Raw genomic sequence first — 15,245 nt, 5'->3', positions numbered from 1 at the left:
CCCACGCTGACCGCTGCTGAATAAACAAAACCCCGGCCTGGTGCCGGGGTTTTGCGTTTTCGGCTCAGGGGTTATCCGGGGATACGACCCACGCCGCGCAAGCCATGGTTGCTCAGGGCTGCGAACAGGTCGAACAGGTTCGCGTAAGGGGTTTGACTGATCGTCGGCCAATTAGGGCGACTGATGGAATAACGCCCATCCGCCAGCCGTTCTATCGGGGTCGAGACGATGCCATCGGTCCGGCTGCGATGCCAAAGCGTGTTGGTTTCACCGGAACGCTCAATGCAGAAAAAACCGGGGTTGTACAACAGCCGTTCCCGTTGCGCGGCCGTTCTGACCAGCATGGGCGTTTCCATGGGCAGGTACATGTCGGCGTAAAGGGTATCGAATTGGCCACGGAACATCGGCTCCGCGGCTGCGATGCGATGTACTTCGACCCCAGGGTCCAATCGCACTTCCACCCCTTCACCCGGCCCCGTTTCCTCGATTCTCAAGCCGATACCGCCGTTACGCTCACTGAGCCCGGCGACGTTTCTGAATGTGTTGGTGTTTTCAGGTGCGGTAAGCGCAAGCCATTTTCCGGGGCGAGACACCTGGTCAGCCTGAATGATCTGAGTTGCGAAGTAGTTGCTCAAGCGCTGCTCCTCGACACTTGGAAACCTGAGCGTCGATAGGGTATAGGTGGCCGCGCAATCAATCGCCTGAACGCGGATGCCATTCTGTCTGGCGCGCATTACCACCTCAAGATAGGTGAACGGCGTTTCCTGGTCAGCGCTGATGATCTTCAGGTAGTTTTCCAGGTCGTTGGGCATGGCGCCTGCTCTGGAGGCGAAGTAAAAATCCAGATCAGCCTGGTTGAAATCGCTCAGCAGGCGCGGCATGTACAGGGCCTCGACACCCTCGCGGGCGAACTGGGGCATGTTCTCGATCAGAAAGCGATTGCTGGCAATGCGATCGGGGCTTTCACCGATAACCATTCCTTTGGCCTCACTGAAGGCCTTTGTGATGAAGTCGATCGCAGTCGCGTTTTGAGTGGGCACCCGTGGGCGTTCTGGCGAGCGTTTTAATTGCAAATCATCCGGGAGATGTTGCGAATCGATGCGTAGCTTGCCTCGCAGTTCGGTCAATTTGCTGGTGTTGATGGTGGTGTCCAGGCCACTTTCCCCCGAAAGGGCTTGTCCGCGTTGTCCTTCGGTCTTGAGCACCCAGTTTTTCATGTCGGGCCTGCGGTTCGGCGAGATTTCGTAAGGGAAGCCAAGTTCCGGCTGAATTTTATTGGGCGTCAGAGGCAGGTGAATGTGGGTGGAGGGTCCAGGTTTCGCAGGGGCTGGCGCGGCCAATTCGGTGCTGTCTTCGGCCGGTATCCTGACCAGGCGCATGCCTCGGGCGATGAGGGCGTCGCGCAAGCCTTCCAGTGTTCTGAAGTGGCGCCCGTTTACCGTTTCCCAGTTGGCGTTGTCGACCCGGAAGCCACCGTTTTCCTTGTAGATGGGTGTTAGCACCAGCATCCCATCGCGGTTGCGGTTCACCAGCACCGGTGCGTGTTTGTTGAGCAGTGTGAACATGCCTTTTTCGGTCAGGAAGGTGTCCGCCCTGCGCATGCTGCTGACGACCGAAGGCGTGTCCATTTGCAAACGCAGATCGCTGCGGAGCGCCAACGCCGTGCCCTCATGCTCAATCGTCGTGCCCGGATCCGCTTCAATGCCACGCGCTTTCCCTGCGGGCACTTCCTCGATGCGCATTCCGACAGCACCTTCCAGTTCGCTGAGCCCGGCGACACCGTCCAGGGTGCTGGCGTCGCTCTCCCTGACCAGCGCCACCCATTGGTGGGCACCACGGGCAGCCTGATCGGCATCGATCACCGTGCGGGCGAAGTAATTTTTCATCTGTACATCAAAGGGATTTTTGATCGCCGTTGGGCTTGCCTCTCGATAACTGGAGAAGCAATCAATGGCCTGAACCCGAATGTGATTTTTCTGCGCAGTCTTTACCAACTCCAGGAAGGTAAGCTGGCCGCTGGGGTCAGCGCTTTCGACTTGATCGATTTCGTTGAGATAGCGCTCAAGTCTTTGAGACATATTGCCGGTCCTGGTGAACGTATCCAGATCGGCCTGCTGAAAGTCAGTGAGCACCTGTTGCAAGTACAAGGTCCGGACTTTCAATTTGCTCAGCAGTGGCATGTTTTCGATCAGGAACTGTTTGCTCGCCATACTGCCCCGGCCTTCACCGATCACCAGGCCTCGTGTGTCCTTGAGCAAACCCTTGAGGATTTCCTTGGGCGTCGCCAGGGTGCTGAAAGTCGGGATTTTCGGGCGTGCAGGTAACTGGACATCGGCAAAAAATGTACTCGTGTCTGCCTGCAACTGGCGGTAGCGGCGAAAGGCTTCGAGGCTGCCATCGATATTATCGAACGTCGATGAGCCATTGCCTGCCGGCCTGATTCGGGGCCTCAAGTTTTCAGGCATGTCGTAGGGTGTGGGCGGGGTCTCGACCTGCGGCAGCGGTTCGGGCGTCTGGCCCCAGAGTTTCAGGCCGAAGATCTTGCCGCCCACGCCACCTTTCAGGCCCAGCGGCTTCACGGGCTCCCATTGCAGGTATTCGTTAAGGCGCACGGGAATGTTGCGATAGAACGACCACGGGTTGGCCGGGTCGATGATGACCCAGCACTTCATCTGCCCGACATAGCGGACCTGGTAGTAATACTTCTGGGTGCCGACCTGCATGAAGATGTACTTCTTGCCGGAGAGGGTTTCGATTATGCCTTGGGCCGCACCGGTGCCCTCGCGCGTGGGCTCGGTGATCTCGTCCCTGAACGAAGTGAGATAGTCTTCCTGCTCCATCGATGGAAAGCGTTCAGGGAGCAGTTCTTCGAGAGGCGGTGCGGCGGTCGGCTCAAGGGGCGGTTTGCTGATCCTTTCCTCGGTGGCCAGCACGCCGTCGGCTTCGGAGATTTCCGGTACGCCGCCACCTTTGAGGAACATCGCGTTGAACAGGGTATCGATGGCCGCGAAAATCGCACCGGTGACCCCGGCCTTGCGCTCGGTAGGGGTTTTGCCGTTCACCGCTTGATCAATGTTCAGGCCGACATTAGCCAGCCCGGCACCGACCACCGCCAACGCCACCGGCCAACCCACAGCCGCCAAAGGCCCGAACATGCGGCCGAAGGCATTCAGGTAACCCATCCAGAGTTTTTTTCGCAGCTCGCCGTTGGAGGTCATCAAGAACGTGGCGTCGCTGAGCATGCGCGCGTGGGTGGCATCGCGCAGGTAGGTGAAGGCGTCCTGCTGGATGAATTCCCCTTGATCCTCGAGTAACTGATGATCGTTGTGTTTCCAGGCGTTGAACAACAAGTCCAGCACGCTGTTGAGGCCGACATTCTCGATCTTCGGTTCCCTGAATAAATGGGCCATCAGGTCGATGGCTGGGAACGGCGCCAGCACCCATTCAGTAGTTTTATCGTACTGCGCGGTGTCTTCCATGATGTCGTGATCCGCGGCCTGGAAGTGCGACAGGAAGCGCTGGCGGCCGGAAGGGTTTTCGATGGCTGACAGAATCCACCAGTGCAGGTCTTCGACGCTCTCGAACACGTGAAACCCCCACAGCTCGCCGGGAACGTAAACGATCTGCCGGTTATCACCATCAACGATGCAGAGGATGTCGGTAGAGACAAAGCTGCCAACACACAGTCGACGGATACGCAGGGTTTTCGAGGGCTGGAATTCTTCTTCCAGCATGTGCTGCGTTGCGGGCCAATTGACCGTGCCTGCGCAGGCCTTGATCACCGTGCGCAAATGGTCAGCGGTCAAACGCCCGGCTTCGTAATCTTCAATGGCTTTGGCCAGGAAAGTGCACTTGGCCAGGGTGCGGAAAGTCTGGCTTTGGGTGTTCCAGAACGCCTCGACCTTGTCTTTGTAGTGATCGATGAAGTTGTTGGCCCAAAACGCCTTGAGCACGTCGCTGCCGAACAGGCGAACCTCGTTTGTCTCGTTGTACGTCCCGACCCCCGGACCTGCGGTGTAGAACCCGCAGTCGTTGTCGAGCATGTCGGCGTTGTCCTGATCATGCACAGTGAAGCGCTGGATCACCAGTTGCGTCAGGGTCATCGAGTCGTGGGGGTGCTCGATATGTTCCCAGCCGGTGAAGGTCTTGTCGTTGCTTTGGGAGCCGTGGAAGCGATGCCAGTAAACCTTATCCGGCTCGAGGTGGTGAATGCCGTGATCGGTGAGGATACGTTTGGCGAAGGTGGTCGCCATGTCGTACAGGTCGGGGCAAGCCTCGACCAGGGCCGGGACCAAGGCCTTGAGCGCCTGCGCATCGGCGGCGTTGGGCAAGTCTGAAAGTGTTTTTGTTGCGGTCATGTCGTGCTTCTTGGGTAGAGAATTGATCCTCACTATCCCAAGGCGACGCCGACAAATCTGTCAGACCCGGACGCCATCCGTTGCAGGTTTTGGCCACTCGGAAGCGCAGAATAGAGCCACGCCTGCTGTGCGAATCAGCGCCGCGCCACGTCCGAAAAGTAGAACTTATCCAGCGTATGCCGCGACTCGGTGTACTCGAACTGGCGGCCATCCTGCAGGAACGTCTGGTTACTGACCACGATCACGTGGCTTTGGCCGTCGAGGTCCAGCAGCAACTGGTCGTCCTTGCTGCGGGGCACCGCTTCGATGGTGCGCTGGGCGTAGGCGATTTGCAGTTGCAGGGTCTGTTCGATGAAGGCGTAGATCGATTGTTCGGCGATGTCCCGTGACAGGCCGGGGATCACATCGCTGACGAAATGGTTGATGTCGAGGATCACCCGTTTGCCGTCGATGCGCCGCACCCGTTTGATCCGCGTGATCAGGCTGCCGGCTTCGGCCTGGATGTGTTCCAGCAGCGCGCCTTCAAGCGGTATCTGATCGAACTCGACCACTTCGGTGCTGACGTCGTTGCCCAGCCGTGGATAGGTTTCCTGGAAACTGACGATACCGCCGAGCTGGAATTCGATCGGGTTGGTCGACAGCACAAAGGTGCCTTTGCCGTGGACTTTCTGGGCGAAGCCGCGCTCTTGCAACTGCTCGATGGCCTTGCGCACGGTGCCGCGACTGGCCTGATAGCTGTCCATCAACTCGGTTTCGGAAGGCAAGCGTGCGCCGCGTTCCAGACGTTCGGTGGTGATGCTGGCAAGCAGATCGGTGTAGATCTGGTTGTATTTACTCATGGGATGGCTCTATGCCGCGCTGTACTCAAGGCTTGGAACCTTAAGGGCAGGGTAGGGCTTTGTCCATGCGGCAATAGGTTTCTTTGACTTCAGAGGTAGGAAATTTCGCCGCCGGTCGGGTTCGAGGCAAACAAAATCAAACTCGTCTGTACGAGTTGTTGCTTTAACTCGTACAGACGAGTACTTTTCGTTTCGGCGTGCTGCCAATAACAAAAAACTACAGCGGAAGAACAAGCATGAGCCACGACTATCCGAATATCGCCTGCGAGCTGCTGCACAGCCTCGGTGGCAGCGACAACCTCGAGCAGGCCGCGCACTGCGTCACCCGCTTGCGCCTGGCCCTCAAGGACCCAAGCCTGGTCAACAGCGCCACGCTGAACCAGATCGATCTGGTCAAGGGTTCGTTCTTCACCGGTGGCCTGTTCCAGGTGGTCATCGGTCCTGGCGAAGTGGAAAAGGTCTACGCCGAACTGCGCCGGCAAACCGGCCTCGCCGCGTCGACCATCGCCGACGTTAAACAAAAGAGCGCCGACAAGATCAACGCCATGCAACGGTTGGTGCGGGTGTTCTCCGACGTGTTCATGCCGATCCTGCCAGCGCTGATCATTGCCGGCCTGTTGATGGGCATCAACAACCTGATCGGCGCCAAGGGCATGTTCATTGAGGGCAAGACCCTGCTTGATGCGTATCCGGATCTGGATGGCGTCTGGAGCCTGATCAACCTGATGGCCAACACCTCGTTCGTGTTCCTGCCGGCCCTGGTGGGCTGGTCAGCGGCCAAGCGATTTGGTGGCAGCGAAATTCTTGGCATCGTGCTCGGCCTGATGCTGGTGCACCCGGACCTGCTCAATGCCTGGAACTACGGAAAAGCGGTCGCCGGGCTCGATGGTCAGAGCCTCCCGTACTTCGATATTTTCGGCTGGTTCAAAATCGAGAAGGTTGGTTATCAAGGGCAGATCCTGCCGATCCTGCTGGCCGCTTACGTGATGAGCGTCATCGAGAAATGGCTGCGGGCGCGAGTGCCGAACGCCGTGCAATTGCTGGTGGTGCCGATCACCACCATCGTCGTCACCGGTGTGCTGGCGCTGGCGGTGATTGGCCCGGTGACCCGGCATCTGGGGATTCTGATCACCGAAGGCGTGGTCACACTGTTCGACCTGGCGCCGATGGTTGGCGGGGCGATTTTCGGCCTGCTGTATGCGCCGCTGGTGATCACCGGCATGCACCACATGTTCCTTGCCGTGGACCTGCAACTTATTTCCACTCAGGGCGGCACCTTTATCTGGCCGATGATCGTCATGTCCAACCTCGCCCAGGGCAGTGCGGCACTGGCGGTGTTCTACATGACCCGCAACGTGCGGGACAAAAGCATGGCCTCGACCTCGGCGATTTCTGCTTATTTCGGCATCACTGAACCGGCGATGTTTGGCGTCAACCTGCGCTACAAATTTCCATTTTATTCGGCGCTGATCGGGTCGGCGTTGGGCTGCATTTTCCTGTCGCTGAACAAGGTCCAGGCCTCGGCGATTGGTGTCGGTGGCTTGCCCGGTTTTATCTCGATCATTCCGCAGTTCATTCCGATGTTTGTGATCGGGATGATTATCGCCATGGTCGTGCCGTTTGTTTTGACCTGCGGGTTGAGCATGAAGATTGTTCGGCCGGGTTTTCGGGTCGCTTGATCGATCGCCTTCGCGAGCAGGCTCGCTCCCACAGGTTGACCGCATTCCAAAATGTGGGAGCGGGCTTGCTCGCGAAGAGGCCCTCAAGGCCAATACACATCCAATTGAAGGAACCCAGCCATGCAAGACTGGCAACGTTCGGTGATCTACCAGATCTACCCGAAAAGCTTCCACAGCCATGCCGGCAACCCCACGGGTGATTTGCTCGGTGTCGTGGCCAAGCTCGATTACCTGCACTGGCTGGGTGTCGACTGCCTGTGGATCACGCCGTTCCTGCGTTCGCCGCAACGCGACAACGGGTACGACATCAGCGATTACTACGCCATCGACCCGAGCTACGGGACCATGGCCGACTGCGAATTGCTGATCGCCGAGGCCGGCAAGCGCGGGATCAAGTTGATGCTCGATATCGTGGTCAACCACACCTCCATCGAGCACACCTGGTTCCAGCAGGCCCGCAGCAGCCTCGACAACCCGTACCGCGACTTCTACATCTGGCGCGACCAGCCGAACAATTGGGAATCCAAGTTCGGTGGCTCCGCCTGGGAGTACGAAGCCCAGACCGGCCAGTACTTCCTGCACCTGTTCGACCACACCCAGGCTGACCTGAACTGGGACAACCCGCAGGTGCGCGCCGAAGTCTTCAAGATGATGCGGTTCTGGCGCGACAAAGGCGTGGGCGGTTTCCGTCTGGACGTGATCAACCTGATCTCCAAACCAGCGGATTTTCCCGAGGACAACAGCGACGGTCGGCGTTTCTATACCGACGGCCCGAACGTTCATGAATACCTGCAGCAAATGCACCGCGAAGTGTTTGAAGGACATGACCTGATCAACGTTGGCGAAATGTCTTCCACCAGCCTTGAACACTGCATTCGTTACTCGCGGCCAGAGTCGAAAGAACTGTCGATGACCTTCAACTTTCATCACCTGAAAGTTGATTACCCGAACCTGCAAAAGTGGATTCGCGCCGACTTCGACTTCCTGCAACTCAAGCGCATTCTCTCGGATTGGCAGACTGGCATGCAGGCCGGCGGCGGATGGAACGCGTTGTTCTGGTGTAACCACGATCAGCCGCGAGTGGTGTCGCGTTTTGGTCATGACGGCGAGCATCGGGTGGTGTCGGCGAAGATGCTCGGCACGGCGCTGCACTTTCTCCAGGGCACGCCGTTCGTGTACCAGGGCGAAGAACTGGGCATGACCAATCCAGGCTTCGATCACATCGACCAGTACCGCGATGTCGAAACCCTGAACATCCATCGCCTCCAGCGCGACGCCGGTGTCAGCGATGCCGACAACATGGCAGCCATCATGCAGAAATCCCGGGACAACGGCCGTACGCCGATGCACTGGAATGCCGAGCCGAACGCCGGTTTCAGCGTGGCCGAACCGTGGATCAGCGTGCCGGCCAACGCCGCGCAGATCAACGTCGCCAGCCAACTCGACGACCCGGATTCGGTGTTGCATCACTATCGCCGGTTGATTGCGTTGCGCCGCGAAGAAGCCCTTGTGTCCGACGGCGTGTACCGGCAATTGCTGCCGGAGCATACGCAAATCTGGGCATACACAAGGGAAGGCCATGGCGAGCGATTGCTGGTGCTGAACAACTTCTACGGCACACCGTGCGAAGTTGAATTGCCGGTTGAGGTGATCAGCGAAGCGATGTCGCAACGCCTGGTCATCAGCAACTACCCGGATTGTCCGCCGCGCAATCGGCAGGTGTTTCTACGGCCCTTTGAGTCGTTCGTATTGCACCTGACTAACCACTAAAAAACATCAGTTTAAAAAACACGCAGAACGCTGCGCGGGGGAGTTTTGCGCGCCGTTTTTTGCTGTAGCACACAATAAAAATAATGGGGTGGCTCTTGAAAACAACAATAAATCGCAGCCTTGTCGCGGCGGGCGTGTGCCTTGCTTTACCACTGTCGGCCCAGGCGCTGGAGTTCGCCGGTTACTTGCGCAGCGGCGTCGGGACTTCGGTCAATAGCGGCAAACAACAGTGTTTTCAACTACCGGGCGCGCAGACCAAATACCGTCTGGGCAACGAATGCGAACAGTACGCCGAACTGGAACTGCGACAAGACCTGTACACCCTGGACGATGGCTCGGTGCTCAGTGTTGACGGCATGGCTTCGCTGTATAACCAGTACGACAAGGACCTGACCTTCAACGGGGACAACGGCTCGGTGCGCATGCCACAGATGTATGCGCAGTGGTCGAACCTGCCGAGCCTCAATGGCGGTTCTCTTTGGGCCGGTCGGCGTTACTACAAGCGGAACGATATCCACATTTCCGACTTCTACTATTGGAACCAGAGCGCCACCGGCGGCGGTATCGAAGACGTGTTGATCGGCGATCTGAAATACAGCTACGCCTACTCGCGCAAGGACAACCTGTACCAGAAGGACTACATCAACCGGCATGACTTCAACGTCGCCGGGTTCGACACCAACCCCGGCGGCGAGCTGGAACTGGGCCTGAGCTACATCGACAAGCCCGACAGCCGCGATGCGCACCGTGGCTGGGCGGTTACCGCTCAGCATGTGCAGAAGGGCTTTCTCGGCGGCAAGAACAAACTGGCTTTCCAGTACGGCGAAGGCCCCGGCACCGGGTTGGGGTATACCGGTAACGTGAAGCTCGACGACAGCAACAAAAGCTATCGCGTGGTGGAGTTCTTCGACTGGCAGGTGACGCCGCGCTTTGGCGGGCAGATCGAGGCGGTGTATCAGAAAGATATTCGCCCGGACGGCGCAGACCAGAACTGGATGTCCATCGGCGTGCGCCCGGCCTATGCGATTACCGAGCAATTTAAACTGGTGACCGAACTGGGTCACGATCAGGTCGATGCACCCGGCGGAACGCGCAAGTTGAGCAAATTTACCTTCGCCCCGACCTGGTCGCCCAAGGGCCCGGAATTCTGGGCGCGCCCCGAGGTGCGCCTGTATTACACCTATGCGAGCTGGAACGAGGCGGCCAAACGGGCGGCCAATGAACTGGCGGCGGGTTCGGCGTTGTCCGACACCGGCGCCTTCGGCACGGCGCGCCACGGTGCGAACGTCGGATTGCAGGTCGAGTACTGGTGGAAATAAACGCATAACTTTGTAGGAGCTGCCGAAGGTTGCGATCTTTTGATCTTTCGCTTTTGACTCAAGCGAGTCCAAAAGAAAAGATCGTAGCCTTCGGCAGCTCCTACCGGGTATCGCAAGCGTCTTTCAAAAGAACAAAACAGCAGGTGACGTCATGGCCACACCCCAACATTTGCAACTGCTCGCGCCACTGTCCGGCGTGCTGATGCCGCTGGACCAGGTGCCCGATCCGGTGTTCTCCAGCCGCGTGATCGGTGACGGTTTGTGCATCGACCCGACTTCGCAAACTTTGTGCGCGCCGCTGGCCGGGGTGATCAGCAATGTGCAGGCCAGTGGTCATGCCGTCAGCATCACCGACGACAATGGCGTGCAGGTGTTGATACACATCGGCCTCGACACCGTGAACCTGGCGGGCAAGGGATTCACGCGGTTGGTGGAAGAGGGCCAGCGTGTCGAAGCGGGGCAGGCGCTGATTGAATTCGATGCCGACTACATCGCCTTGCACGCGCGCAGTTTGTTGACCTTGATGCTGGTGGTCAGTGGCGAACCGTTCACCTGGCTGGTGCCCGAAACGGGCCTGGTCGAAAGCGGCCAGCCGTTGCTGGGATTGAACAGCACCGGGCCTGCGGCCGAAGAGGTGCCGGTGGACGAGGGCGAAGCGCTGTTCTCCAAACCGGTGACACTGGCTAACCCGAACGGCTTGCACGCGCGTCCGGCGGCAGTGTTTGCCCAAGCGGCGAAAAGCTTTTCTGCGAGCATTTGTCTGCATAAACAACAGGACAGTGCTAACGCCAAATCCCTGGTGGCGATTATGGCGTTGCAGACGGCCCACGGTGACATTGTGCAAGTCAGCGCGGCGGGTTCTGATGCTGAAGCGGCGATCAAGACCCTGGCCGAGTTGCTGGTCTCAGGTTGCGGGGAAACGGTGACGGTGGCAGCTGAGGAGACGGTCGCGACCTCGACGCTGACCGTGTTGCGTGGGGTCTGCGCCTCGGCGGGTTCGGCGTTTGGCCGGGTGGTGCAGATTGCCGAGCCGACGCTGGACGTGAGCGAGTTCGGCAAGGGCGCGCAGGTTGAGCGCGAGCATTTGTCTCGCGCATTGGCTGAGGCGATTCTGGGTTTGCAGCAACTGCGCGACAACGCCACCAGCGACGCTCAGGCCGAAATCTTCAAGGCGCATCAGGAACTGCTCGAAGACCCGAGTCTGCTGGATCAGGCTCAGTCGCTGATCGGCGAGGGCAAAAGTGCAGCGTTCGCCTGGCGGGCTGCCACCGAGGCCACCGCAGCGCTGTTCAAAGGTCTCGGCAGCCCATTGCTGGCGGAGCGCGCGGCAGATCTGACGGATGTCGGTCAGCGCGTACTCAAGCGAATTCTTGGCGTGCAGGATCGTGCCATGGAGTTGCCGGAAGGGGCGATCCTGATCGCCGAACAACTGACGCCGTCCCAGACCGCCGGGCTCGATACCCGCAAGGTGCTGGGTTTCGCCACGGTCGGTGGCGGCGCCACCAGCCATGTCGCGATTCTGGCCCGGGCCGCTGGTTTGCCGGCGATCTGTGGCTTGCCGGTCCAGGTGCTGGCACTGGCCGACGGCACGCAAGTGTTGCTCGATGCCGACAAGGGCGAGTTGCAGCTTGATCCGGATTTGACGGCCATCGCGCAACTGCAAGCCAATCGTCAGCAACAACAGAAACGTCATCAGCATGAACTCGCGAATGCCTCGCTCGCCGCGTGTACTCGCGACGGTCATCACATCGAGGTCACGGCCAACGTCGCCTCGCTGACTGAAACCGAGCAGGCCATGACCCTCGGTGGCGAAGGTGTCGGGTTGTTGCGTTCGGAGTTTCTGTATCTGGATCGCAACCACGCGCCGAGCCATGACGAACAGGCGTCCACCTACAGCGCCATCGCCCGCGCGCTGGGGCCAACGCGCAATCTGGTGGTGCGAACCCTGGATGTCGGCGGCGATAAGCCGCTGGCCTACGTACCGATGGACAGCGAAACCAACCCGTTCCTCGGCATGCGCGGGATTCGCTTATGTCTGGAGCGTCCGCAACTGCTGCGGGACCAGTTCAAGGCAATTCTCGCCAGTGCCGGGCTCGCCCGTTTGCACATCATGCTGCCGATGGTCGCGCAGCTATCGGAGTTGCGTCTGGCCCGGCAACTGCTGGAAGAAGAGGCGCTGGCGCTGGGCCTCACGGAACTGCCGAAGCTGGGGATCATGATCGAAGTGCCGGCCGCCGCGTTGATGGCGGACCTGTTTGCGCCCGAGGTGGACTTCTTCTCCATCGGCACCAACGACCTGACCCAATACACCCTGGCCATGGACCGCGATCATCCGCGCTTGGCCAGTCAGGCCGACAGCTTTCACCCGTCGGTCCTGCGCTTGATCGCCAGCACCGTCAAAGCGGCCCATGCCCACGGCAAATGGGTCGGCGTATGTGGCGCGCTGGCCTCGGAAACCCTGGCGACTCCGTTGTTACTGGGGTTGGGGGTGGATGAGTTGTCGGTGAGCGTGCCGCTGATTCCGGCGGTCAAAGCGGCGGTGCGGGAAGTGGATCTGGTGGATTGCCAGGCCATCGCCCAGCAAGTGCTGGGGCTGGAAAGCGCCGAGCAGGTGCGCGAGGCGTTGCGGCTGTATCACGAGGCGACGGTCGATACTTCACTGGTTCTGGAGAACTGAGCATGTTCGAGAAAATGCAGCGGGCGTTCTGGAAAGCGTTGACCCCGGATCTGGTGGTGGATGAGCCCAAGCAGGCTGTTCAACCGGTCGCAGTTTTGGCCGCGGATGTCGTGGCCGCGTTGGGCGGGGTGGATAACCTCAAGTCGCAGAGGCCCGTGGCGCTGACGCGGGTGCGGGTGGAGTTGCGGGATGTGGGGCAGATGGACCGGCAGGCATTGAATCGGTCGGGTGTGCCGGGGGTCATGCTGCTGGATGACGGGGTGGTGCATTTGTTGATGGGATTGGTGGTTGCTGTGCGTTAGGTGGGCAGGGTCAAGAGCGACCCCTCACCCCAGCCCTCTCCCCAGAGGGGAGAGGGGGGAAAGGGAGCAGATCTCCATGGTTTTCAGGTTCAGAGTTCGACATTAAATCGCGAAGACAAACCTGAGTTCGACTCGGTTTTTCAGGTCGATGTAGCTCCAAGATCAACTCGGTCAGTCCCCTCTACCCTCTGGGGAGAGGGTTAGGGTGAGGGGGGGCCCTTGCAGACGCCTGCGGCCATCCGCCGCCCCGCCCTTACTGTTTCTCAACCGCAGGTGTATCGTATTCGCCTTTTGCGGGCCCCAGGCCTGTCGCTGATACGTGAGGTAGTTGAGTTCATGTCCTTTACCCGTCGACAAATACTCGGTGGTCTGGCCGGTCTTGTGGTGGTTGGCGTGGGGGCCGGTGGCGCGTCGCGTTACTGGTTGGGCAAGATGGCCGACGCCGACGCGGGCCACGACTACGAACTGATTGCGGCGCCGCTGGACGTCGAACTGGTGGCCGGGCACAAGACCGAGGCCTGGGCCTTCGGTCCGTCGGCACCGGGCACCGAGTTGCGCGTGCGTCAGGGTGAATGGCTGCGGGTGCGCTTCATTAACCACCTGCCGGTCGCGACCACCATCCACTGGCACGGCATTCGCCTGCCGCTGGAAATGGACGGCGTGCCCTATGTCTCGCAACTGCCGGTGTTGCCGGGTGAGTACTTCGACTACAAATTCCGCGTGCCCGACGCCGGTAGCTACTGGTATCACCCGCACGTGAACAGCAGCGAAGAACTCGGTCGCGGCCTGGTCGGTCCGCTGATCATCGAGGAGCGCGAACCCACCGGTTTCAAGTACGAAAAAACCCTCAGCCTCAAGAGTTGGCACGTCGACGAAGAAGGCGCATTCGTTGCCTTCAGCATTCCGCGTGAAGCGGCGCGCGGTGGCACGGCGGGGCGGTTGTCGACCATCAACGGCGTGTCGCAAGCGGTGATCGACTTGCCTGCCGGGCAAATCACCCGGGTGCGCTTGCTCAATCTCGATAACACCCTGACCTATCGCCTCAACATCCCCGGCGTCGAAGCGCAGATCTACGCGTTGGACGGCAATCCCATCGAACCGCGCCCGTTGGGCAAGGAATACTGGCTGGGCCCGGGCATGCGCATCTGCCTGGCGATCAAGGCCCCGCCGGCCGGTGAAGAGCTATCCTTGCGCAATGGCCCGGTGCGCCTGGGCACGCTGCGTTCAGTGGCGAACACCGACGCACCGACCCAATGGCCGCCCGCGCTGCCCGCCAACCCGGTGGCCGAGCCGGACCTGGCCAATGCCGAGAAACTCAACTTCAATTTCGAATGGGTGGGCTCGGTGTCGGTCAACGTCGACAACGGCAAGCCGCCGAGCCTGTGGCAGATCAACGGCAAGGCCTGGGACATCACCGACAAGACCTGCGCCGACCGCCCGATTGCCAAGCTTGAGAAGGGCAAGAGCTACATTTTCGAATTGAAGAACATGACTCAGTATCAGCACCCGATTCACCTGCACGGCATGAGCTTCAAGGTGATTGCCTCGAACCGGCACAAGGTCATCCCGTACTTCACCGACACCTACCTGTTGGGCAAGAACGAGCGCGCGCAAGTGGCGCTGGTGGCGGATAACCCGGGGATCTGGATGTTCCACTGCCATGTGATCGACCACATGGAAACCGGCCTGATGGCCGCTATCGAGGTGGCGTGATGCGTCAGATTCGTCCCGCCGCGATCATCGACCGCAGCCGTGACCGCGACTTCATGCGCGAAGCCCTGGCCCTCGCCGCTAAAGGCGCGGCCCTCGGCGAAGTGCCGGTGGGCGCGGTGCTGGTGCAGGACGGGGAAATCATTGGTCGCGGCTTCAACTGCCCGATCAGCGGCAACGACCCCAGCGCCCACGCCGAGATGGTCGCGATCCGCGCCGCCGCCCTGGCCGCCAGCAACTATCGCCTGCCCGGCAGCACCCTCTACGTGACCCTGGAGCCGTGCAGCATGTGCGCCGGCCTGATCGTGCATTCGCGCATCGCTCGGGTGGTGTACGGCGCCCTGGAGCCCAAGGCCGGGATTGTGCAGAGCCAGGGAGAGTTTTTTACCCAGGGATTCTTGAATCACCGGGTGTTGTTTGAGGGCGGGGTGTTGGCCGAAGAGTGTGGCGCGGTGCTGAGCGAATTCTTCAAGGCCCGAAGAGCCAAGCCCGCCGAGTAAACACCGATCAAAAATGTGGGAGCGGGCTTGCTCGCGAATGCGGATTAACATTCAACAGAGATGTTGACTGATCTATCGCTTTCGCGAGCAA

The 15,245-nt window shown here is 59.8% G+C and carries 9 protein-coding genes; 7 read left to right on the top strand and 2 right to left on the bottom strand.

The genetic code is table 11. The features are described from left to right. Positions 1-71 precede the first annotated feature (71 nt). Both ACWIKB_RS16865 and treR read right to left on the bottom strand, forming a co-directional pair. A complete protein-coding gene (locus tag ACWIKB_RS16865; RefSeq protein ID WP_475268265.1) occupies positions 72-4,358 on the bottom strand; it encodes a membrane-targeted effector domain-containing toxin in 4,287 nt (1,428 codons plus the stop codon). Positions 4,359-4,492: 134 nt separating this feature from the next. After that, positions 4,493-5,197: a trehalose operon repressor gene (gene treR / locus ACWIKB_RS16860; RefSeq protein ID WP_163912275.1), complete on the bottom strand. Its 705-nt coding sequence runs from the start codon at positions 5,195-5,197 to the stop codon at positions 4,493-4,495. A 236-nt stretch (positions 5,198-5,433) separates the two neighbouring features. On the opposite strand from treR, the gene treP reads away from it, so the two are divergent. The 7 genes from treP (at position 5,434) to tadA (ending at position 15,154) form a co-directional block, all read left to right on the top strand. Then, positions 5,434-6,876 carry a PTS system trehalose-specific EIIBC component gene (gene treP, locus ACWIKB_RS16855; RefSeq protein WP_475268263.1) on the top strand — a complete coding sequence of 481 codons (1,443 nt, stop codon included), beginning with the start codon at positions 5,434-5,436 and terminating at the stop codon, positions 6,874-6,876. 120 nt (positions 6,877-6,996) lie between these two features. Next, complete coding sequence (gene treC, locus ACWIKB_RS16850) at positions 6,997-8,646, top strand: alpha,alpha-phosphotrehalase (protein ID WP_475268261.1); 1,650 nt, start codon at positions 6,997-6,999, stop codon at positions 8,644-8,646. 95 nt (positions 8,647-8,741) lie between these two features. Continuing rightward, the gene (locus ACWIKB_RS16845) at positions 8,742-9,965 is read left to right on the top strand and encodes a carbohydrate porin (protein WP_475268259.1); all 1,224 of its coding nucleotides are present in this window, start codon (positions 8,742-8,744) and stop codon (positions 9,963-9,965) included. Between the two features lie 151 nt (positions 9,966-10,116). Next, positions 10,117-12,642, top strand: coding sequence for a phosphoenolpyruvate--protein phosphotransferase (ptsP, locus tag ACWIKB_RS16840; protein ID WP_475268257.1), 2,526 nt, complete (start codon positions 10,117-10,119; stop codon positions 12,640-12,642). A 2-nt stretch (positions 12,643-12,644) separates the two neighbouring features. After that, on the top strand, positions 12,645-12,944 hold the full coding sequence (locus ACWIKB_RS16835; protein WP_475268256.1) for a PTS sugar transporter subunit IIB: 300 nt from the start codon (positions 12,645-12,647) through the stop codon (positions 12,942-12,944). A 336-nt stretch (positions 12,945-13,280) separates the two neighbouring features. Beyond that, positions 13,281-14,657 (top strand): multicopper oxidase family protein, encoded by a 1,377-nt coding sequence (locus ACWIKB_RS16830; protein WP_475268254.1) that lies wholly within the window; start codon positions 13,281-13,283, stop codon positions 14,655-14,657. After that, on the top strand, positions 14,657-15,154 hold the full coding sequence (tadA, locus tag ACWIKB_RS16825) for a tRNA adenosine(34) deaminase TadA (protein WP_403019940.1): 498 nt from the start codon (positions 14,657-14,659) through the stop codon (positions 15,152-15,154). Before ACWIKB_RS16830 ends, tadA begins: the two co-directional genes overlap by 1 nt. Positions 15,155-15,245 lie beyond the last annotated feature (91 nt).

Source organism: Pseudomonas sp. 5Vm1k (assembly GCF_056161485.1).
Note: the sequence above shows the minus strand (reverse complement) of the source record. Positions and strands in the feature narration are given on the sequence as shown.